At 69.8% G+C, this 20,266-nt stretch carries 17 protein-coding genes; 6 read left to right on the top strand and 11 right to left on the bottom strand.

The genetic code is table 11. The features are described from left to right. Positions 1-90: 90 nt before the first annotated feature. The 4 genes from ACFXJL_RS34070 to ACFXJL_RS34055 all read right to left on the bottom strand — a co-directional run bounded on the left by ACFXJL_RS34070 (position 91) and on the right by ACFXJL_RS34055 (position 3,554). Entirely contained in the window at positions 91-465 is a 375-nt protein-coding gene (locus ACFXJL_RS34070) for an RNA polymerase-binding protein RbpA (RefSeq protein WP_003959706.1), read from the bottom strand. 267 nt (positions 466-732) lie between these two features. Further along, positions 733-2,115: an MFS transporter gene (locus ACFXJL_RS34065; RefSeq protein ID WP_384640029.1), complete on the bottom strand. Its 1,383-nt coding sequence runs from the start codon at positions 2,113-2,115 to the stop codon at positions 733-735. A gap of 42 nt (positions 2,116-2,157) precedes the next feature. Further along, positions 2,158-2,922 (bottom strand): glycerophosphodiester phosphodiesterase, encoded by a 765-nt coding sequence (locus ACFXJL_RS34060; RefSeq protein ID WP_384640026.1) that lies wholly within the window; start codon positions 2,920-2,922, stop codon positions 2,158-2,160. Then, positions 2,919-3,554 (bottom strand): YitT family protein, encoded by a 636-nt coding sequence (locus ACFXJL_RS34055; protein WP_384699203.1) that lies wholly within the window; start codon positions 3,552-3,554, stop codon positions 2,919-2,921. Before ACFXJL_RS34055 ends, ACFXJL_RS34060 begins: the two co-directional genes overlap by 4 nt. A 322-nt stretch (positions 3,555-3,876) precedes the next feature. Between ACFXJL_RS34055 and ACFXJL_RS34050 the strand changes: the two genes are divergently transcribed. Then, positions 3,877-5,355 carry a PLP-dependent aminotransferase family protein gene (locus ACFXJL_RS34050; RefSeq protein ID WP_384699212.1) on the top strand — a complete coding sequence of 493 codons (1,479 nt, stop codon included), beginning with the start codon at positions 3,877-3,879 and terminating at the stop codon, positions 5,353-5,355. A 114-nt stretch (positions 5,356-5,469) separates the two neighbouring features. Here ACFXJL_RS34050 and ACFXJL_RS34045 read toward each other — a convergent pair whose 3' ends face one another. Continuing rightward, a complete protein-coding gene (locus ACFXJL_RS34045) occupies positions 5,470-7,014 on the bottom strand; it encodes a hypothetical protein (protein ID WP_384699200.1) in 1,545 nt (514 codons plus the stop codon). A 124-nt stretch (positions 7,015-7,138) separates the two neighbouring features. After that, a complete protein-coding gene (locus ACFXJL_RS34040; protein ID WP_329015719.1) occupies positions 7,139-7,333 on the bottom strand; it encodes a hypothetical protein in 195 nt (64 codons plus the stop codon). 405 nt (positions 7,334-7,738) lie between these two features. Between ACFXJL_RS34040 and ACFXJL_RS34035 the strand changes: the two genes are divergently transcribed. From ACFXJL_RS34035 to ACFXJL_RS34025, 3 genes are all read left to right on the top strand, one after another. Beyond that, the gene (locus tag ACFXJL_RS34035) at positions 7,739-8,131 is read left to right on the top strand and encodes an ankyrin repeat domain-containing protein (protein ID WP_358879143.1); all 393 of its coding nucleotides are present in this window, start codon (positions 7,739-7,741) and stop codon (positions 8,129-8,131) included. Between the two features lie 254 nt (positions 8,132-8,385). Continuing rightward, the gene (locus ACFXJL_RS34030; protein WP_384699197.1) at positions 8,386-9,804 is read left to right on the top strand and encodes a HEAT repeat domain-containing protein; all 1,419 of its coding nucleotides are present in this window, start codon (positions 8,386-8,388) and stop codon (positions 9,802-9,804) included. A 170-nt stretch (positions 9,805-9,974) separates the two neighbouring features. Next, positions 9,975-13,559 (top strand): hydantoinase B/oxoprolinase family protein, encoded by a 3,585-nt coding sequence (locus ACFXJL_RS34025; RefSeq protein ID WP_384699194.1) that lies wholly within the window; start codon positions 9,975-9,977, stop codon positions 13,557-13,559. Positions 13,560-13,865: 306 nt separating this feature from the next. Here ACFXJL_RS34025 and ACFXJL_RS34020 read toward each other — a convergent pair whose 3' ends face one another. Next, positions 13,866-14,495 (bottom strand): TetR family transcriptional regulator, encoded by a 630-nt coding sequence (locus ACFXJL_RS34020; RefSeq protein WP_384699191.1) that lies wholly within the window; start codon positions 14,493-14,495, stop codon positions 13,866-13,868. A 95-nt stretch (positions 14,496-14,590) separates the two neighbouring features. On the opposite strand from ACFXJL_RS34020, the gene ACFXJL_RS34015 reads away from it, so the two are divergent. Continuing rightward, positions 14,591-15,427: an SDR family NAD(P)-dependent oxidoreductase gene (locus tag ACFXJL_RS34015; RefSeq protein ID WP_384699188.1), complete on the top strand. Its 837-nt coding sequence runs from the start codon at positions 14,591-14,593 to the stop codon at positions 15,425-15,427. 135 nt (positions 15,428-15,562) lie between these two features. Here ACFXJL_RS34015 and ACFXJL_RS34010 read toward each other — a convergent pair whose 3' ends face one another. The 4 genes from ACFXJL_RS34010 to ACFXJL_RS33995 form a co-directional block, all read right to left on the bottom strand. Then, positions 15,563-16,429 (bottom strand): biotin-dependent carboxyltransferase family protein, encoded by an 867-nt coding sequence (locus ACFXJL_RS34010; protein WP_358879138.1) that lies wholly within the window; start codon positions 16,427-16,429, stop codon positions 15,563-15,565. Further along, a complete protein-coding gene (gene pxpB, locus ACFXJL_RS34005) occupies positions 16,426-17,043 on the bottom strand; it encodes a 5-oxoprolinase subunit PxpB (protein WP_358879137.1) in 618 nt (205 codons plus the stop codon). Before pxpB ends, ACFXJL_RS34010 begins: the two co-directional genes overlap by 4 nt. Beyond that, positions 17,040-17,804 (bottom strand): LamB/YcsF family protein, encoded by a 765-nt coding sequence (locus tag ACFXJL_RS34000; RefSeq protein WP_384699184.1) that lies wholly within the window; start codon positions 17,802-17,804, stop codon positions 17,040-17,042. The genes pxpB and ACFXJL_RS34000 overlap by 4 nt, the downstream gene beginning before the upstream one ends. A gap of 222 nt (positions 17,805-18,026) precedes the next feature. Beyond that, complete coding sequence (locus tag ACFXJL_RS33995) at positions 18,027-19,304, bottom strand: MFS transporter (protein WP_384699181.1); 1,278 nt, start codon at positions 19,302-19,304, stop codon at positions 18,027-18,029. Between the two features lie 254 nt (positions 19,305-19,558). On the opposite strand from ACFXJL_RS33995, the gene ACFXJL_RS33990 reads away from it, so the two are divergent. Then, positions 19,559-20,239, top strand: coding sequence for a GntR family transcriptional regulator (locus tag ACFXJL_RS33990; protein WP_384640186.1), 681 nt, complete (start codon positions 19,559-19,561; stop codon positions 20,237-20,239). Positions 20,240-20,266: the final 27 nt, after the last annotated feature.

Raw genomic sequence — 20,266 nt, 5'->3', positions numbered from 1 at the left:
GTGCTCCACTCTGCGTGGAGCACAGCCCGCGGCTCGCTTGTACTTGATGTAGTTAACTCGGTGCTGCGGTGGTACGCGATGCAGTGCCGGTCAGGCAGACTTACGGCTGTCCCGAGGATGCACGGCGATGTTCATGGCGCCGGAGCGCAGGACCGCCAGCCTCTCGGCCAGCACCTCCTCCAGCTCCTCGCGGGTGCGCCGCTCCATGAGCATGTCCCAGTGCGTCCGCGCGGGCTTCCCCTTCTTCTCTTCGGGGCCGTCCCCGTCCACCAAGAGTGCTTGGGCGCCGCACGCCTTGCACTCCCACTCCGGCGGAATCTCTGCCTCGACCGAGAACGGCATCTCAAACCGATGTCCGTTCTGGCATGCGTACTCCACCGCCTGGCGCGGGGCCAGATCGATGCCGCGGTCCGTCTCGTAGCTGGTAACCACGAGGCGCGTGCCGCGGAGAGCTCGCTCACTCATGAATCGTGCCTCCCGGGCTTGTCGCCCACAGGACAGGTGTCGCTGTCGTCGTCATCCGGTCAACGTCCGGTCGGCCGTAAAGATTCCCGTTCCGGGTCATGCGTCGCCCGTCGTGCCGCTGCTTTCCCCTACGTTGGGGTACCCACCAGTGACCGGTTTGTCACATCTGACAGAAAGTGTCACCCGCGGATTTCACTTCCCCTTCTGCGCAGTAACGGTCCGCCTGGCAGGCCAAACGCGTACACTACCGCCCTTTGACTTCAACGTCTAAATCCGTTCCGGTACGGGATTGCCCGCTGCCGCGACCGCACGTCGTACGGGTACCCGCGCCAGCAGGAAGAATCCCAAGGCGAAGAAGATCACCAACGAGATGATGGCTTCGCGAAAACTGCCCGTCAGTTGATAGGCGAGCCCGAACACCAGCGGTCCGAGCCAGCTGAGCCCCCGGTCGCTCATCTCGTAGGCCGAGAAGTACTCCGCCTCCTTTCCACGGGGCACCAGATGGGAGAAGAGCGAGCGGGACAGGGCCTGGCTGCCACCGAGCACCAGGCCGATTCCCGCCGCCAGCGCGAAGAACCACCCCGGTGAGCGGGCGGGCAGGAAGTAGGCCGCGACCAGGATGAGCGTCCAGATCGCGAGGGAGCCCAGGATCGTGCGCTTCGCCCCATGAGTCCTGGCGAGCCGCTCCATTCCCAGTGCACCGGCGACCGCCAGGATCTGGACCAGCAGCACGGCGGTGATCAGGGTCGACTGGTCGAGGTGCAGTTCCTCGGAACCGTAGATGGACGCCTGGGAGATCACGGTCTGGACGCCGTCGTTGTAGACGAGGTAGGCCAGTAGGAAGGACAGCGTCAGGGGATGCCTGCGCATGTCCTTGACGGTCGCCACCAGCTGCCGCCAACCCGAACCGACGGCTCCCTCGCCGCTGGGCGGGATGTGGCGGTCACGCAGTCGGCGAAGCGGAATCAGGGTGAAGGCACCCCACCACAACCCCGCCGACGCCAGACAGATGCGAACCGCCTCCGACTCGGACAGCCCGAGCCCGTCATGGCCCAGATAGAGGGCCAGATCCAGCATCAGCACCAGCGCGCCCGAGGTGTAGCCGAACGCCCACCCGCGCGAGGAGACCGCATCACGTTCCGCCGGCTCGGCGATCTGGGGCAGATAGGCGTTGTAGAGCACCATCGAGACCGAGAGCGACGCATTGGCGACGATCAGCAGGAACGCGCCCAGGAGATAGCGCTCACCGGAGAGGAAGAACATGCCCGTCGTGGCCGCCGCGCCCACATAGGCGGCGACCGCGAGCAGCGGCTTCTTCCGGCCGGTCCGGTCCGCCCAGGCGCCGGCGATCGGCATCAGCACCACGGCGACGATCACGGACAGGGAGACGGAGTACGCGAACAGGGAGCCCGCCCGGACGGGGATGCCCAGCGGGTGCACGAATCCGTCCCCGTCCGCGGCCCGTTTGGCCACGGAGGTCAGATAGGGGCCGAGGAACACGGTCACCACGCTCGTCGAGTAGACGGAGCAGGCGAAGTCGTAGAAGTACCAGCCGCGCTGTTCGCGCCGGCGAGCGCCGGGGTCGAGGGGGTCGAGGGGGTCGTCCGAGCCGGTCGACGTCTCGGTGTCGTCGGTGCTCCCGGTCGTCATCCGTGCCCCCTCACTCATCTCCCCTATGCGGGACGCACGGAATCAGGCCCAGGCCCCCCGGTCGTCCAGCACTGTGCGCAACGTCTCCAGATGATCGGTCATGATGCCATCCACACCCAGGTCGAGGAGGGTTCTCATCCGATCCGGGTCGTTCACGGTCCAAACGTGCACCTGGAGCCCCCTGGCGTGCGCGGCGGTGACGAAGCGGCGGTCCACCACGGGTACCCCCTTCTGCGCCTCGGGAACCTGGACGCACACCCCGCCCGCGCGAACGGAGACGGGCACGCCGAGGGAGGCCAGCCGCAGTCCCAGCACTCCGCGGGCGCCGTAGGACGTGGCCAGCCGGGGGCCGGCCAGATCCACCGCCCGACGGACCCGGCGCTCCGAGAAGGAACCGACGCAGACCCTGTCCCAGGTGCCCGTGCGACGGATGAGGTCCACCAGCGGGCGGACCGCGGTCTCGGTCTTGACGTCCACGTTCCAGCGGGCCCGCGGGAACTCCTCCAGCAGGTCCTCGAAGAGCGGCACCGGCTCCCGTCCGTCCACCCGGGCGTGCCGTACGGCGCTCCACGGCAGCCGGGCGATCCGCCCGGTGGCATCGGTGACGCGGTCCAAGGTCGCGTCGTGGAAGGCGACGAGCCGCCCGTCGGCGGTGGTGTGGACGTCCGTCTCGAAGTAGCGGTAGCCGAGCGCTGCCGCACGGCGGAAGGCGGCGGCCGTGTTCTCGATCCCGTCGGCCGCGCCGCCGCGGTGGGCGAAGGCCAGGACCGAGGGGTGCTCAAGGTAGGGGTGGGGTGCTCCGGTCACCGTCGCAGTATCGCCCGCCGAGGTGAACGCGAGGCGACGACCACGGTGCCGGTGCCCTGTTCGGGGACGGCGAACAGGCGGAGGAAGAACTGCGCGAGGGGGCCGATCGACAGGGCGTAGGCGGCGGTACCGATGCCCACCGAACCGCCCAGCAGGAAGCCGGTGACGACCACGGCCACCTCGATTCCCGTACGCACCAGTCGGATCGAGTGTCCGGTGACCCGGTGGAGTCCGGTCATCAGCCCGTCCCGCGGGCCGGGTCCGAAGCTGGCCGCGATGTAGAGGCCGGTCGCCATGCCGTTGAGCACGATGCCGGTGACCATCAGCGCGATCTGGGCCGGTAGGGCGTCGATGTCCGGGACGACGGCCAGTGCGGCGTCCATCGCGAGTCCGATGACCACGACATTGGAGACGGTGCCGAGTCCGGGGCGTTGCCGGATCGGTATCCACAGCAGCAGCACCACGGCCCCGACGATGATCGCCACCGTGCCGATGGTCAGCCCGGTCCGCTCCGAGACGCCCTGGTGCAGGACGTTCCACGGTTCCAGACCGAGTCCCGCGCGCACGAGCAGGGCCGAGCTGGCCCCGTACAGGACCAGTCCGAGGTAGAGCTGCACCAGTCTGCGGGGCATCGAGGCGGGCCGCCGGCCGGTGGGTTCCCCGTCTTCTGGGCCTCGGGGCTCCTTAGGGGGCTCGGGCGCCGGGCCCACGCCGGCCGTGCCGTGCCGTGCGGGCTCGCCTTCCCCGGTCGTGGGGCCGGTTCCGACCGGATCTATGGGACCGACCGGATCTATGGGACCGACCGGATCTATGGGACCGACTGAATCTATGGACACGATGGCCCCTCTGGAAGAAGTGGACTGGCTCATGACACTCTGTGGCGGGGGAACTCTTGGCAACCATGGCCAATTCCAGGAAGGTGGACTGATTTTCGTGGCTCAGTGGACTTCGGCAGTGGGTGCAACGCGGCTTGCCCGGCAATTGGCCGTGCAGCAGCCCCGCCCGGCCGGCCCCGGCACGAGGAAGCCCCCCGCCTATCGTGCGCTTGCGGACGGCATTCGACTGCTGGTCCTGGAAGGGCGGGTTCCGGTCGCTTCCCGGCTCCCCGCGGAACGCGAACTGGCCCTGGCCCTCTCCGTGAGCCGCACCACGGTCGCCGCCGCGTACGAAGCCCTGCGGACCGAGGGCTTCCTGGAATCCCGACGGGGTGCGGGCAGCTGGACGGCGGTGCCGGCCGGCAATCCGCTGCCGGCGCGCGGTCTGGAACCGCTGCCCCCTGAATCACTCGGTTCCATGATCGACCTCGGTTGCGCGGCACTTCCCGCGCCCGAGCCCTGGCTCACCCGCAGCGTCCAAGGCGCCCTGGAAGAACTCCCTCCGTACGCGCACACCCACGGCGACTACCCGGCCGGCATCCCCGCCCTGCGCGAGATGCTCGCCGAGCGCTACAGCCAGCGCGGCATTCCCACCATGCCCGAGCAGATCATGGTCACCACCGGCGCCATGGGCGCGATGGACGCCATCTGCCATCTGTTCGCCGGCCGCGGCGAACGCATCGCGGTGGAGTCGCCCTCGTACGCCAACATCCTCCAGTTGATGCGTGAGGCGGGTGCCCGACTGGTGCCGGTGGCGATGGAGGAGGGGCTCGGGGGCTGGGACCTGTCCCGCTGGAAGCAGGTGCTCAGGGATGCCGCACCCCGGCTCGCCTATGTCGTCGCCGACTTCCACAACCCGACGGGCGCGCTCGCCGACGAGGACCAGCGGCGTCGGCTCGTGGACGCCGCCCGGGCCGCCGGCACGGTGCTCATCGTGGACGAGACCATGTCCGAACTCCATCTCGAAGACGATCTGGAGATGCCCCGCCCCGCCTGCGCCTTCGATCCCGCCGGGGGCACGGTGATCACGGTCGGGTCGGCGAGCAAGGCGTTCTGGGCGGGCATGCGGATCGGTTGGGTCCGTGCGGCGCCCGATGTGATCCGCTCACTGGTCGCCGCACGCGCCTACGCCGACCTTGGGACGCCCGTCCTGGAGCAGCTGGCGGTGCAGTGGCTGATGCGGACGGGGAACTGGGACGAGGCGGTGTCGGCCCGTCGCACGCAGGCCAGGGAGAACCGCGACGCCCTGGTGGGCGCGGTGCGCAGGGAGCTGCCCTCGTGGGAGTTCGCCGTACCGCGGGGCGGGCTCACGCTGTGGGTGCGCACCGGTGGGCTCTCCGGGTCCCGGCTCGCCGAGGTGGGCGAGCGCGTGGGCGTACGGGTGCCGTCGGGGCCGCGGTTCGGGGTGGACGGGGCGTTCGAGGGCTTCGTGCGGTTGCCGTTCACGGTCAGCGGCGCGGTCGCGGACGAGGCGGCGGCGCGACTGGCGGCGGCGGCCCGGCTGGTGGAGACGGGCGTCACCACGGGGACGGAAGCGCCGCGCACCTTCGTCGCCTGATCGGTCCATCCGGTTCGTAGTTCCATGCGCACCCGCCGACTCACGCCCGAGTCGGCGGGTGCGCCACGGTCCGGAAGACCTCTCGGCCGGCCTCGGCCTGTGCCGGAAGACTCCTTAGAGGCCCTCGGCCTGTGCCGGAACCGGTTCCGCCCGTTGGTGGTGGTCCGGTAGCAGGGCGAGCACCGCCTGTCGGTGTGTGTCGCTCGTCGCGCCGTCGAAGGGGTCGGGTGTCGCCGGCACCTGTACGCGCAGTACCGACCCGATGCCGAGGCGCGCATACCCGCGCCCCGGGGGGACGTCTGGGGTGGGAGTGGTGTGCGGGACCGCGCCGAGTACGGCCTCGATCTCGTCGAATCCGGCCGGCCCGAGGACGACCCGGGCACGGGTGTGGGAGCACACGGTCTCGGTGAGGGTCTCCAGGCTGTCGAACTGCTCGGCCACCACGACCGTGACGGAGGCGGCCCGCCCATGCCGGAGTGGAACCGCCAGGAGCTCCTGCGGGTCGGGGCGTCCGTCGGCCGCGGCCAGGTGCCCGAGGACGCTGGGCCGGTCCACCAGGATCCACAGCGGTCGGCGGACGTCCTCCGGCAGTGGACGGTCGGCCTGCCGCGCGTGGTTCGCGGCGACGAGCCGTCGTTCCGTCTCCTGCACGGCCCACTGCAGGGTGTCGAGCGCCCCGCTCAGACCGCATTCGACGGCGAGGACACCGGGCCGTCCACGCAGACAGGCGTACTCGCCGGCCCCCGCACCCTCCACGATCAGAACATCTCCGTACGGCAGTGCCTGGAGTGCGATGGACCGCAGCAGATTGGTGGTTCCGCTGCCCGGTCCCCCGATCGCCAGCAGGTGCGGTTCGGTGGACCGGGGGCCGGTGCGCCAGATCACGGGCGGTGCGTCGCGGGTCTCGTCGCCGTCCACCACGGGCACGGTGCGCTGGACTGCACCCGGGTCGGTGAAGCCCAGCACCGTCTCACCGGGGACGGTGATGAAGCGCTGGGCCGCGATCGCGGTGGAGAGCGCGGGCAGGACGCTCATCACCAGTTCGTTGCCCTCTTCGTCCCAGACGAAGCGGTACTCCCGGCCGCGGCCCGATTTGGCGTGCACCACCTGCTCGACGCGGGCGCGGGACTCGTCCTCGCCGTCGGTGAAGTACGCCGGGTAGCTGATGCGCAGCCCGGTCAGCCGGCCGTTGCCGTCGAAGGCGTAGTCGTGGAAGGCATCGGCCCAGGAACCGCCGTGGGTGTAGAGCGGCGCCGGATCGTCGGGCGTCGAGAAGTACGGCACGAGCGCTTCGTACAGCGCGGTGAGCCGGCCGGTCTCGGCCTCGTCGGGACCGGACTTCGCGGTGCTGCGCCCTCGCCCCTGCCAGGCCGCCGCGGCCATGACCGAGGCGAGGGCCATGGCCGGCCCGTACGGGACGAGAGCCACCGCCAGTCCGCACCCCGCGACCACCAGGAGCGTGGGACCGCGCTTCTCCTTGGGGGTCGCGGCCCACTTCCGTCGGGCCAGTCCCGCGAGCTTGCCCAGGCCGCGCGAGACGATGATCAACGGATGGAGGACGTCGGTGGCGCTGTCGGCAGCCGTGCGGGCGATCTCCCGACCGCGGGTGATCCGCGCGGATCCGCTGCTGAGGATGCGGGGGAGCGGTCGCCGGGCCACATCGTTCTCCTGGGGGTGCTGGGGCGGGGGGATTGCAGGGTTGGGGTGGGTGGGGGCTGCTCGGTTGGGGTGGGAGGGGTCTGCTCGGTTTCGGTGGTGGGGCGCCGGGACCGGGCGGCAGGGGTCAGAACTTGATCCCGCCGAGGAGGCTGGCGAGGCTCTGGCTGCCGGCCTCGATGCTGGGGGCGATGGCGGTGCCCGCGAGGAAGAAGCCGAAGAGGGCGCAGACGACGGCGTGGGACGCCTTGAGGCCGTCCTTGCGGAAGAAGAGGAAGACGATGATCGCGAGCAGCACCACACCTGACATGGAAAGGATCATGAGGTTCTCCTGGTCGAAGGGGACAGTCACCACGAGTTCTTCCAACCTCACAGGAAGTATCTATGCGATAAAAGGTGTAAATGGGTGAAAATCCCTGAATTTCACTGCACTGGCGGAGAAGGCGCGGCCTCCCGAGGGGCACACTCCGCCGTCAGCGGGCACAGTGCCCCGGGCGACGGTCCACGGCCCCGCTTCCCGAACGCGGAGGGGCTCACTCCGCGTTCGGTGCGGGCAGTACTCTGACATGTCGTCCGTACGACTGTTCCCCTGTGCTCGGATGCCCCCGGCTTCGGGCGCCACAGCCCGCCACCAGGAGGTTCCTGGAGGCGGGCGACAGTCAGCAGTCAGCCACCGGTCGTCGACCACCCCCCTGTGGTCACCGGAACGAGAGAGGCGGTCCAACCGATGAGTGAGGTTCCCGACCCTGAGGTGATCGAACTCGCCACCAAGGTCTTCGACCTCGCCCGGCGCGGTGAGATCGAGGCCCTCGCCGCGTACATCGACGCCGGCGTTCCCGCCAACCTCACCAATGACCGCGGTGACACCCTGGTCATGCTGGCCGCCTACCACGGCCACGCCCTCGCCGTCCGTGCCCTCATCGAGCGCGGCGCCGAGCCCGACCGCCCCAACGACCGGGGGCAGACACCACTGGCAGGAGCCGTCTTCAAGGGGGAGGACGAAGTGATCCGCGTGCTCCTGGCCGCCGGAGCCGATCCGTCCGCAGGAACCCCCTCCGCCGTGGATACCGCGCGCATGTTTGGGAAGACAGAGCTTCTGGAGCTGTTCGGCAACCGATGAACCCGCCGACCGGCCCCGGCGGACGGGTCCCGCAAGGGGCGTCGTAAATGTGGTCGCGGTGGCGAAATGGGTGGGTCATCATGACGTCGGGCCCTGTCCCGGACATCACCGGGAATTCCCCCTGGGGCCACCGACGAGAGGCAGGAAGATGCTCTACACCAAGCAGCAGACCACGGGCGGCCCTACATGTTGCTGCGCGGCCTAGGCACCCCAGTCCCCGGTTGCGTCGAGAGCTTGATGTGAGGGCCTTCCCCATGTTTGATCCAGTCATAGCGCCGAGCGGTACGCTGCTCGGCCTGCTGCAGAGAGGCCGCGGCGACGGCACGCTGCACGCGCTCGCGGCCCCCCGCGCCGAGGCGCTCGCCGCCCTCAACCACTGCGTGCTCCACGACCCGCGCCACGACTGGCAGGTCGAGAATCGCTCCCTCTACTACGCACGCCTCTACCTGGATCTCCACGGTGATCTTGAGGAGATCGAGCGCCACCTCTGTGACGTCGACGACCACCGCGACACCGACGAGGCCAGGACCGGCCTCGCCCTCGCGGTGCTCGGCCACCTCGCGTCGTACGGCAGGGCGGACGCCCTGCGACTGCTGCGCCACTACGCCCGCAGCGGTGCCAACTGGGCCTGGGCGCTCGATGAACTCGCCCTGCGCGACGACGACGCGGGACTGCGCTCACTCGCCGCCCCCGTCCTCGCCAGGTTCCCGAACACCCCGGAGGGCGACGCCGAACTGGCCGCCACGGTCCGTGACGCGTTCGAGCCACGGCCCTGGCGCCTATGGGCCGATGACCCCCGGGCCGACATCGGCCCGCGGATCCGCGCCGCGCAGGAGGCCGGGTCCTTCGACCGATGGCAACGGCAGATGCGACCCAGCGGCCCCCGGCCCGGGTGGAGCGTACAAGCCGTGTTCGACTGGGTCGAACAAGGTCTGGAGCGCGGTGCAGCGCTGCACGTACCGGCCGCGCGCTGCCTGTCCGCGGTCGCCGGCGCGGACGACCGCGCCGCCATCCTCACGGCTGCCCGCAGCGGCCCGGACGGCGCCCGCTGCGCCGCCCTGCACTACCTCGCGGAATCATCCGATCCCGCGGTGCTCGACCTCATCGATGCGGCGGTCTCCCACGGCTCCCGCACGGTCGCCGATGCGGCGACAGCCGCATTCGAGCGCATGTGCGGCCCAGAGGTGGTGAGCCGGGCGCGGACCTGGGTCCACCGCCAGGATGCGCTCGGGAAGTCCGCCGCAGGAGTCCTCGCCTGCCGCGGCGTCGCCGGTGACGACGCACTCGTCCTCGGCGCCCTGCGCGAGACCGTACGGACCGACGGCCCCGACGCACCCATGCTCTGGACCCTCGTCGACGGCACCGGACGGCTGGGCATCACCTGCGCCGCGCCCGTACTGCGCCACATCTACCGCGAGACCGCATCGTCCCAACTGCGCGGGCGAGCGGCCCGGGCACTGGCGGCGACCGACGGTTCCTTCCCCACCGGGTTCGCGGTCGAGTGCCTCTGGGACTGCGAGGAGACCACCCGAGAGGTCGCAGCGCTGCACGCGGAGACCGGTGATGTGCGGGTCGCCGAGCGACTGCGCCGACTCGCCGCCGACCCGGCCGAGGAAGCCGAGGTCCAAACGGCGGTACGCAGTCGGATCGGCCCGGACGCACCCGTCGGCTGACCCTGCGCCCCGGCGCGTCCGCCGTCCCACGGCCCCATGGTCGTGAGAGACGGCGGACGCGCGGGCGCGGGCCCTCGACACGGCACCCGAGCCCATCGCACGCCCACCACCTGGCGGAACGCACACGGCGCCACCGAGTCCACCACGCTCCCCCTTGCCAGAATGGCGGCATGACCGGGCGCTGGGAGTTCTGGATCGACCGTGGCGGCACCTTCACCGACGTCGTGGGCAAACGGCCCGACGGACGGCTCGTCAGCCGAAAGCTCCTCTCGCACGACCCCGAGCGTTATCCGGACGCAGCGGTCGCCGGCATCCGGGCACTTCTCGACCTCGCCCCCGGGGCGCCGATCCCCACCGACCGCGTCACCGTCGTCAAGATGGGTACGACCGTCGCCACCAACGCCCTGCTGGAACGGCACGGCGAACCCACCGTGCTGATCATCACGGAGGGCTTCAAGGACGCCCTGCGCATCGCCTACCAGAACCGTCCGCGGATCTTCGACCGAAGGATCGTCCTGCCGGAAGCGGTGTACGAGCGCGTCATCGAGGTGCCGGAACGGATCGACGCACACGGCACGGTCGTACGCCCCCTCGACCTTCCGACCGTCGTCGAACGACTTCGTGCGGCCCGCGCCGACGGGTTCGACAGCGTCGCGATCGTCCTGATGCACGGCTACCGGCACCCGGAACACGAGGCCCGCATCGCCGCCGCCGCCCGAGCCGCCGGATTCACCCAGGTCAGTTGCTCCCACGAGGTCAGCCCGCTGATCAAACTGATCCCCCGCGGCGACACCACCGTCGTGGACGCCTATCTCTCGCCGATCCTGCGCCGCTACGTGGACGAAGTGGCAGCCGAACTCCACGGCATCCGGCTGATGTTCCTCCAGTCCAACGGCGGTCTGCGCGAGGCGGCCCACTTCCGCGGCAAGGACGCCGTGCTCTCGGGGCCGGCCGGAGGCGTCGTCGGGATGGCCCGCACCGCAGCACGCGCCGGCTACCCCCGCGTCATCGGCTTCGACATGGGCGGAACGTCCACCGATGTCTCCCACTACGCGGGCGAGTTCGAACGGGAACTGGGCACCCAGGTCGCCGGCGTACGGATGCGTGCACCCATGATGAGCATCCACACCGTCGCCGCCGGCGGGGGTTCCGTCCTCCACTTCGACGGCCGGCGCTACCGCGTGGGCCCTGACTCCGCGGGAGCATCCCCCGGGCCCGCCTGCTACCGCGGGGGAGGCCCGCTCACCGTCACCGACGCCCAGGTGATGCTCGGGCGCATCCAACCCGACCACTTCCCCGCCGTGTTCGGACCGGACGGTGACCAACCCCTGGACGCGGACACCGTAAGGGAGCGCTTCGCCGAACTCGCCCGGCGAGTGGGCGAGGAGAGCGGCAGCGCCCGTACCCCCGAAGAGGTCGCCGAGGGCTTCGTGGAGATCGCCGTGCTCAACATGGCCCACGCGGTCAAGAAGATCTCCGTCCAACGCGGCCACGACATCACCCGATACGCCCTGAACTCCTTCGGCGGCGCGGGCGGCCAGCACGCCTGCGCGGTCGCCGACGCGCTCGGTATCACCACCGTGATCGTGCCACCGCTCGCCGGGGTGCTCTCCGCCTACGGCATCGGCCTCGCCGACGCCACCGCCATGCGCGAACGGTCCGTGGAAGCGGAACTCGACGACGAGACGGCCGCCCGCGTACACGCCCTGAGCGCCGAACTCGCCGAGCAGACGCACGAGGACCTGACCGCCGACCACTTCGCGGACACGGCCATCACCACCCGTACTCGCGTATTGCTCCGATACGCCGGTACGGACACCGCCCTGCCCGTACCGCTGGAGTCCGCCACCGCCATGGCCGACTCCTTCACCGCCGCCCACCGCGCCCGCTACGGGTTCACCATGGACACCTCCCTGGTGGTGGAGGCGGTCTCGGTGGAGGCGGTCGGCGCCGCCGGTGAGCACGGCGAACCGGTCGTACAGGCCACGCGTACCGCGTCCGAGCCCGAGGTGCGGGTCGAGATGTACGTGATGGGCGTTGTGCGGCCGGTCCCCCTCCACCACCGCACCTCGCTCGGCCCGGGGGACACCGTGGCGGGACCCGCGATCGTCGCCGAGCCCGACGCCACCACCGTGGTCGATCCCGACTGGCAGGCCGAGGCCCGCGACACCGGCGAACTGATCCTGACCCGGGTGCGGCCCCGGCCACCGAGGACCGCTGTCGGCACCGACGCCGACCCGGTCCTCCTGGAGGTGTTCAACAACCTCTTCATGGCCATCGCCGAGCAGATGGGCGTACGCCTGGAGAACACGGCGCACTCCGTCAACATCAAGGAACGGCTCGACTTCTCCTGCGCACTGTTCGACCCCGAAGGCAATCTCATCGCCAACGCCCCCCACATTCCCGTACACCTGGGATCGATGGGGGAGTCCATCAAGGAGGTGCTGCGCCGCAACGCGGGGACGATGCGACCCGGGGACGTCTATGCGATCAACGACCCCTACCACGGTGGCACCCATCTGCCCGATGTGACGGTGGTGACGCCGGTCTTCACCGACGGCCGACTGCGCTTCCTGGTCGCCTCGCGCGGTCACCACGCCGAGATCGGCGGCATCACCCCCGGCTCCATGCCCGCTTTCAGCCGGACCATCGACGACGAAGGCGTTCTCTTCGACAACTGGCTGCTCGTGCGGGACGGCCGACTGCGCGAGCAGGAGACCCGCAGACTGCTGAGCGAGGCCCCTCACCCCTCCCGTGCACCGGACGTCAACATCGCCGACTTCCGAGCCCAGATCGCCGCCAATGAGAAGGGCATCGAGGAACTGGGGCGCGCGGTGGACGAGTTCGGTCTCGACGTCGTGCACGCCTACATGCGGCACGTACGGGACAACGCCGAGGAATCCGTGCGCCGGATCATCGCCGAACTGCACGAGGGCGAGTACCGGTACGAGACCGACGACGGCTCCGTCATCCAGGTCGCCGTGCGCGTCGACCGCGAGGAGCGCTCGGCCGTCATCGACTTCACCGGCACCTCGCCCCAGCGCCCCGGCAACGCCAATGCCCCCACGTCGGTGGTCATGGCCGCCGTCCTCTATGTGCTCCGAACCCTCGTCGGGGAGGACATCCCACTCAACAGCGGCTGTCTGGTGCCCGTGGAGGTGAGGGTGCCACCAGGGTCGATGCTGGCCCCGTCCTATCCCGCGGCGACCGTGGCCGGCAATGTCGAGACCTCGCAGGCGATCACCGGAGCGCTGTACGCGGCCCTCGCCGTCCAGGCCGAAGGATCGGGCACCATGAACAATTTGACCTTCGGCAACGACCGGGTGCAGTACTACGAGACCGTCGCCAGCGGTTCAGGAGCGGGGAACGGCTTCGACGGGGCGGATGCGGTGCAGACCCATATGACCAACTCACGGCTCACCGACCCCGAAGTCCTGGAGTGGCGCTACCCCGTGCGCGTCGACTCCTTCTCCGTGCGCGAGGACAGCGGTGGCACCGGCCGCTGGCGCGGTGGCCGGGGAGTGGTCCGGCGCATTCGCTTCCTTGAACCCATGACGGTGACGCTGCTCAGCGGGCACCGGAGGGTGCCGCCGTACGGCATGGCAGGCGGGGGGCCGGGAGCGCTGGGGGCGAACCGGGTGCGGCGCGCGGACGGTTCGACGGTCCGGCTGGAGGGCATCGACTCGGTCGAGTTGGGGCCCGAGGACGTCCTGGTCATCGAGACCCCGGGCGGCGGTGGATATGGGGAGCGCTAGGGCCGAGCCCGGGCCCGGTGGCGGCCGGGCCGTGCGCTGTCCACGGCAGGTTCGGCAGGATGCGGTGCGGGGACGCTGTGAGCGGTGCAGTCGGGCGGATGACGGGCGGCCGGCGGGCTGCTGTGGCGGGCGTGGACGTGCGGGGATGTGCGGGGACGTGCGGCGATGTGCGGCGATGTGCCTAGAGGGCCGCGTACTGCTGCGTGTGGGTGCGCTCGGGCCTTCTGCTGCGTCGGCGCCGTCGGGCAGCCGTCATCCTCGCCCAGCCGCGGAAGCGAACTCCGGCACTGGTAGCGCAGTGAGGAATCAGGGGGTCCCGCGTACCGGCTGGTCGGCCGCGAGGTGCGCGATCAACCGTGCCACCAACACGCGTGTCTCCTCGAAGGACGCCTTGCCGAGGACCGGTGACTCCACGATCGAACGCATCACCCCGATCCCGAGCAGCAGGGCTCCCATCAGCTCCGCGCGCAGCGCGGCGTCCTCACCTTCCAGCCGTTGGGTGAGGTTCTGCACGTAGCCCGAGCAGACCTGGGCCCGCAGTTGCTCGCGGACCTCGGCGCGACCTGCGGAGCGCAGCATCACCAGCAGCGGGTGTTCGTCCCCGATCTGTTGCTGATCGCAGGACAGCACGCTGCGGAGCAGATCGTTCGTGATGTGGGTGATCGGACGGTGTGGACCGCCAGTCACCGCCTTGGGCGCGTTGAAGTGCACGGCTTCGGCGTAGAGCTTCTCCTTGGAGCCGAAGTAGCGGAAGACGAGTGCCGGGTCCACCCCCACCTCGCCCGCGATGTCACGGACGCCGGTGCCGTCGTATCCCTGGCTGCCGAAGCGACGGCGGGCGGCGTCGAGGAGAGCTGCGCGGGTGGCGGCCTTGTCGCGCCGCTTGGGAGCGCGAGGCGGTGGGACCGGGCCTGGTTGAGCGGTCGCTTCTGACATGGAGTCATCGTAAGTCATCGATTGTTGACTTGATGATTTCCGGGCGCCTAGCCTCCGGTCATCAGTCGATGACTTATGGGTTGGGGGATGGTCGTATGCGGACTTATGTGATCACTGGTGGAAGCGATGGCATCGGCAGAGGGCTCGGACTGCACCTGCTGGGCCGTGGAGAGCGAGTGATCGCGATAGCGAGCGGGGCGGCCAAGGGGGCCACCTTCCTGACGGATGCGGCCCGGATCGACGCCGCGGACAGGGCCTTCTTCCTCCAGGCGGATCTGAGCACCCTTGCGGGCATGCACCGTGCGATCGAGGCGACGGAGACGATCAGTACGGTCATCGATGGACTGGTCCTGGGTGCGCAGCGATTCCAGCCCCGTCGGGTGGAGACCGTCGACGGCCTGGAGTTCACCTTCGCCCTGGCCTATCTCAGCCGGTTCGTCCTGGCCCGAGGACTGCTGGCGGCATTGGAGCGGTCCGCGGGCACGCCCGTCATCATGAACATCTCCAGCCCGGGCGGGCCTTCCGGCACCGTCCACTGGGACGATCTCCAATTGAACCGGCGCTACAAGGGAATGCGCGCTGCCCTGCAATCCGCGCGCTGCAACGATCTCCTCGGCGCGGACTTTCCCGTACGCCATCCAGCTGCCCGCACCCGCTATGTGCTCCACAACCCCGGATTCGTTCGAACTTCGCAGCCGGAGTCCTTCCCTGAGCCCATGCGGACGCTGAGCAAGGCCGTCGCCCGATGGTTCGCGACTTCTGTCGACCGGGCGATCCTGCCCATGGTGGAACGACTCGACCAACCTCCCGTCGCCCCCTTCTCGGCCTTTCTCCGGGCCGGGAGGCTGCCGCTCACCACGAAGGCGTTCGCCCCCGAGAGCGCAGCCCGTCTGGAGAGCCTGACCTCGTCGATCCTGGCGCCGAAGACCTGAGCCCTTCGCAGGCTGTGTTGCTGTTGCTGTTGCTGTTGCTGTTGCTGTTGCTGTTGCTGTTGGTGAGGTGAGGGTGGGGGTGGGGTGGCGGTGGTTCGGTTCCGGTCCTCGCCGTGTTGCTCCTCGCCGTGTTGCTCATGCCAGCGGCACGAACCGTACGGGAGTGCCGGGCCTGGCTTGAGCCGCCCCGGCCAGGTCCTGGGGGTCGACCACCGCCACCACCGGGTAGCCGCCCGTGGTCGGATGGTCAGCGAGGAAGACGACCGGGCGGCCGTCCGGTGGCACCTGCACCGCCCCGAGGACCACGCCCTCACTGGGGAGTTCCGAGTCGAATGCCCGACGGAGAGCCGGCCCCTCGGTGCGCAGGCCGATGCGATTGCTCGCCGCAGACACCCGGTAGCTGGCGCGCGCCAGGGTGCGGAGCGCATCGGCGGTGAACCAGTCGTCCCGTGGCCCCAGCCGAAGCCTCAGCACCAACTCGCGGGGCGGTGCGGGCCACGGCAGAACACCATCGACACGGGCGGGGCGTCCCGTTGGCGTGCCGAGGGGCAGGACACCGCCGTCACTCAGGGGTGGTGGGCCGAGCCCGGACAGGAGATCGGTGGCGCGACTGCCGAGTGTCTGCTCCACCGCGATACCGCCCGCGAAGGCCAGATAGGTACGCACCCCGGCCCTGGCCCATCCGGTCTCGATCAGTGCGCCCGCCGGCACGTGCACCGGTGCTCCCCACGCCACCGGACGTCCCTCGACGCTGACGGAACACGGCGCCCCGCCGACGGCGACGACCACCGAGCGCCGCGGTCTCACGGCACACCCCGTCAGCGTGGTCTCCAGGACCGCCGCGCTCTCCGCATTGCCGACCAGCCGATTGACGAGCCGAGCGGCGTCCAGGTCCAGCGCTCCGGAGCGGGGAACTCCGAGGTGTGCATGGCCGGGCCGACCCAGGTCCTGCACGGTGGTGAGCGCACCCGAGCGCACCACGGACAGCGCTCGGTCCGTCATCGTCGCTCCACGGTGAATCGCACCCTCGCCCCCGGAGCGAGCAGCGCGGCAGGCTGCCGCGCAGGGTCCCAGAGCTCTACGTCCGTCCGGCCGATCAACTGCCAGCCGCCCGGGGAGGCGCGAGGATAGACCCCCGTGTACGGGCCAGCCAGGGCGACGGATCCAGCGGGCACCCTCGTGCGCGGGGTCGCCCTTCGCGGGACCGAGAACTCCTCCGGCAGCCCCGTCAGATAGCCGAACCCCGGGGCGAACCCACAGAAGGCGACGCGGAACTCGACCGCCGAGTGCATCGCGGCGACCTCGTCCGGTGTGACCTTCCACCGGGCCGCCACCTCGACCAGATCCGGGCCGTCGTAGCGAACGGGCACTTCCAGTACCTCCGTCGTGGATGTCCGAAGCGGCGGGATCTCCCAGAGGGGCAGTTCGCGGGCCAACTGCCCGGGATCGGCGAGACCGTCGATCAGCACGGTCCGTGCCGCGGGCACGATCTCGTCCACGACGGGCAGTGCCCCCGCCGCCCTGCGTCTGAGCAACTCCGCATGGAGCGCCCCTGCCTCCTCGCTGTCCATGACCTCGATGAGCAGGGCTCGACCACCGACCGGAAGGACCCTCATACGAAGGACTCCACGCGCACGCCCACGCTCTCCAGTTGGCTGCGGACCTGACGCGCCAGCGTGACGGCACCGGGGGTGTCACCGTGCACACACAGCGAACGGGCCCGCACCGGGATGGACCGGCCGCAGCGCGAGCTGACCACACCGAACCTGGCCATGCTCACCGAGCGTTCGACGACCTCCGATTCCGCGCTGATGACCGCCCCTTCCTCGCCGCGCGGTACCAGGGTGCCCCCTGCCGTGTACGCCCGGTCCGCGAATGCCTCGGTGATTGCGGGTAGCCCCGCCTTCTCCGCCATGGTGTGGAGCTTGGAACCCGGCAGTCCCAACAGGGGAAGCCGCTCGCCCGTCAGCCGCACGCCCTCCACGACGGCGGCGGCCTGCTCCTCGTCGTGGACGACTCGGTTGTAGAGGGCGCCATGGGGTTTGACGTAGGAGACCCGTGCACCGGCAGCGCGGGCGAACACCTCCAGCGCCCCGATCTGGTACGCGACCTCCGCGGCCAGTTCATCCGGCGGAACGTCCATGGCGCGGCGACCGAAGCCCGCCAGATCACGGTAGGAGACCTGAGCCCCGATGCGCACGGACCGCTCCGCCGCGAGCCGGCAGACCCGCCGCATGGTCGACGCGTCACCGGCGTGGAAGCCACAGGCCACATTGGCGCTGGTGACGACGGACAGCAGGCCCTCGTCGTCGGTCAGTCGCCATGGGCCGAAGCCTTCCCCCAGGTCGGCGTTGAGGTCGATGGACGCCCAGGTCATATGCCCCTCCTCTGCTCCCGTGGCCTCGGGCCACGTGGTACTCGCTCCGCCGATGGGTGCGAAACCCTTGCGGTGCTCCGTTCTCCGCTCGCCCGTGCTCAGGGTCGGCGGTTGCTGTCGGTGCTACCCCGCCGAGTGGCGGGCTCGGGTGCTCCACGGGGCCGCGCCCTCGGTGGGGCGTGTTCCCGACGCGGTGCCCGTAGCCGGGGATCCGGTCCTGACTCACCACAACTCCCGGCCCCGTGTCTCGGGCAGTCCGATGAGCGCCACCACGGCGAGACCGTAGCCAACGGCACCCAGGGCGAGAGCGCCACCCACCCCCCAACTGTCGGAGAGGAAACCCACCAGGGTCGGCAGGAACGCACCCACCGCGCGACCACTGTTGTAGGTGAATCCCTGGCCGGTACCTCGCACGGCGGTCGGGTACAGCTCGCTCAGGAACGAGCCGAACCCGCTGAATATCGCCGACATGCAGAAGCCGAGGGGGAATCCCAGCACCAGCAGCAATCCGTTCTGACCGGCCGGAAGTTGCGTGTACGCGAGGATGCTGATCGAACTGAGTACGGCGAAGAGCACGATGTTCCGCTTTCGGCCGATTCGATCGGTGAGGTATCCGCCCGTGAGATAGCCGAGGAACGCGCCGGAGATCAGAAACGCCAGATAGCCCCCCGTACCGATCACGGTCAGTCCCCGCTCGGTCTTCAGATAGGTCGGCAGCCAAGTGGCCAGCGTGTAGTAGCCACCCTGAACGCCGGTGGACAGGAGTGTGGCGAACAAGGTGGTGTGGAGCAGGGCTTTGCCGAAGATCGCGGAGAACGAACCGCGTCCTTCACTGGCCGCCCGCTGCGCGGCTGCTGCGGGGGCGTCGCTCACATGGCGGCGGACGTAGATCACCAGAAGAGCGGGAAGCGCACCGGTCCAGAAGAGCACGCGCCAGGCGACGTCCTCGTCGAGGAAGGCGAAGACCAGGGTGTAGACGATCACGGCGAGTGCCCAACCGACCGCCCAAGCGCTCTGGACCGCCCCGAGGGTTCGCCCGCGGTGCTTCGCGGTGGCGTACTCGGCGACGAGGATCGCGCCCACAGCCCACTCGCCACCGAAGCCGAGCCCCTGTAGCGCACGGAAGACCACCAGGGTCTCGTAGTTGGGAGCGAAACCGCAGGCCACGGTGAACACCGCATAGGTGGTCACCGTGATCATCAAGGCCCGCACCCTGCCGATCCGGTCGGCAAGGATTCCGGCGAGGGCACCACCGACCGCGGAGACCACCAAGGTCACGGTGGTGAGGAGACCGGTCTGTCCGTGGTCGAGCTGGAAGTAGGCGGAGATCGCGACCATGCCCAGGGGCAGGGTGAAGTAGTCGTAGGAATCGAGGGCGTAGCCGCCGAAGGCGCCACCGAAGGCCCGGCGCCCACGGGGGCCCAGTGCCTTCAGCCAGGCGAAAGCGCCGACGGGCTCGGATAAATCGTCCTGGTACGGCCCTGCCTGAGTCTTGCTCATCCTCACCTCACAGAAGGGGAGATGGTGCCACTGATCGACCCAACCCTCCCCAAGGTAGAGGATCGTTGAACGATCCGACAAGAGTTTTGTCGTCCCGTTCCTCGTTCTACGATGGGAGCCCGCAGGTCGGCCGGTGGTCGACGCTGACAGAGAGGGGCGTCGTGAGCGTCAAGGATCCGGGCACCAAGAAGGCCGATCCGGTCGGCCCCAGCGGCACAGCGGTGCACGCCGACTTCCCGGGCAGTACGGGAGGGCTGGCGGACGACCGTGCCCTGTTGGGGCGCACGAGCACGGCCGAACGCGTCGCGGACATCCTGCGCACCCGTATCGCCGAGGGGTACTTCCCACCCGGTGAGCGGCTCTCGGAAGACGCCATCGGCAAGGCGCTCGGCGTCTCCCGCAACACCTTGCGGGAAGCGTTCCGGCTGCTCACCCACGAACGGCTCCTGGTGCATGAACTCAACCGCGGCGTCTTCGTCCGGATGCTCGCCGTCCAGGACGTCGTCGACATCTACCGCACCCGTCAGCTCGTCGAATGCGCCGTGGTCCACGGGCTGGGGGAGCCGCCCTACGTCCTCGACGGGCTGGACGAAGCCGTCAGCGGCGGCGAGCAGGCAGAGCGAGAGCACGACTGGACCGGCGTGTCCACCGCCAACATCCACTTCCACCGCGAGTTGGTGGCCCTCGCCGGTAGCGCCCGCACCGACGAACTCATGCGGAGCGTGCTGGCCGAACTACGGCTCGCCTTCCACGCGGTCGAGAATCCACGCGAACTCCACCAACCCTTCCTCGTCCGCAACCGCGCCATACTGGAAGCCCTCAGAGCCGGCGACCGGACCGCAGCTGAGCGGCTGCTCGCCGCCTATCTGCACGATTCGCGCGCTCGTATGGTCGAGACCTACGGACACATGGCGCCCGAAGGCGAAGAGCGCTAGCCGCGCAGGCCCCGGACATCGGCTGCG

The sequence above is a fragment of the Streptomyces sp. NPDC059256 genome (assembly GCF_042753785.1).
Classification (GTDB): Bacteria; Actinomycetota; Actinomycetes; order Streptomycetales; family Streptomycetaceae; genus Streptomyces.
Note: the sequence above shows the minus strand (reverse complement) of the source record. Positions and strands in the feature narration are given on the sequence as shown.

Bases quoted from the DNA above. Each gene is read 5' to 3' on its own strand.
- ACFXJL_RS34070 (WP_003959706.1), bottom strand. From the start codon at position 465: ATGAGTGAGCGAGCTCTCCGCGGCACGCGCCTCGTGGTTACCAGCTAC.
- ACFXJL_RS34065 (WP_384640029.1), bottom strand. From the start codon at position 2,115: ATGACGACCGGGAGCACCGACGACACCGAGACGTCGACCGGCTCGGAC.
- ACFXJL_RS34055 (WP_384699203.1), bottom strand. From the start codon at position 3,554: ATGCCCCGCAGACTGGTGCAGCTCTACCTCGGACTGGTCCTGTACGGG.
- ACFXJL_RS34040 (WP_329015719.1), bottom strand. From the start codon at position 7,333: ATGATCCTTTCCATGTCAGGTGTGGTGCTGCTCGCGATCATCGTCTTC.
- ACFXJL_RS34035 (WP_358879143.1), top strand. From the start codon at position 7,739: ATGAGTGAGGTTCCCGACCCTGAGGTGATCGAACTCGCCACCAAGGTC.
- ACFXJL_RS34030 (WP_384699197.1), top strand. From the start codon at position 8,386: ATGTTTGATCCAGTCATAGCGCCGAGCGGTACGCTGCTCGGCCTGCTG.
- ACFXJL_RS34025 (WP_384699194.1), top strand. From the start codon at position 9,975: ATGACCGGGCGCTGGGAGTTCTGGATCGACCGTGGCGGCACCTTCACC.
- ACFXJL_RS34020 (WP_384699191.1), bottom strand. From the start codon at position 14,495: ATGTCAGAAGCGACCGCTCAACCAGGCCCGGTCCCACCGCCTCGCGCT.
- ACFXJL_RS34015 (WP_384699188.1), top strand. From the start codon at position 14,591: ATGCGGACTTATGTGATCACTGGTGGAAGCGATGGCATCGGCAGAGGG.
- ACFXJL_RS34010 (WP_358879138.1), bottom strand. From the start codon at position 16,429: ATGACGGACCGAGCGCTGTCCGTGGTGCGCTCGGGTGCGCTCACCACC.
- pxpB (WP_358879137.1), bottom strand. From the start codon at position 17,043: ATGAGGGTCCTTCCGGTCGGTGGTCGAGCCCTGCTCATCGAGGTCATG.
- ACFXJL_RS34000 (WP_384699184.1), bottom strand. From the start codon at position 17,804: ATGACCTGGGCGTCCATCGACCTCAACGCCGACCTGGGGGAAGGCTTC.
- ACFXJL_RS33995 (WP_384699181.1), bottom strand. From the start codon at position 19,304: ATGAGCAAGACTCAGGCAGGGCCGTACCAGGACGATTTATCCGAGCCC.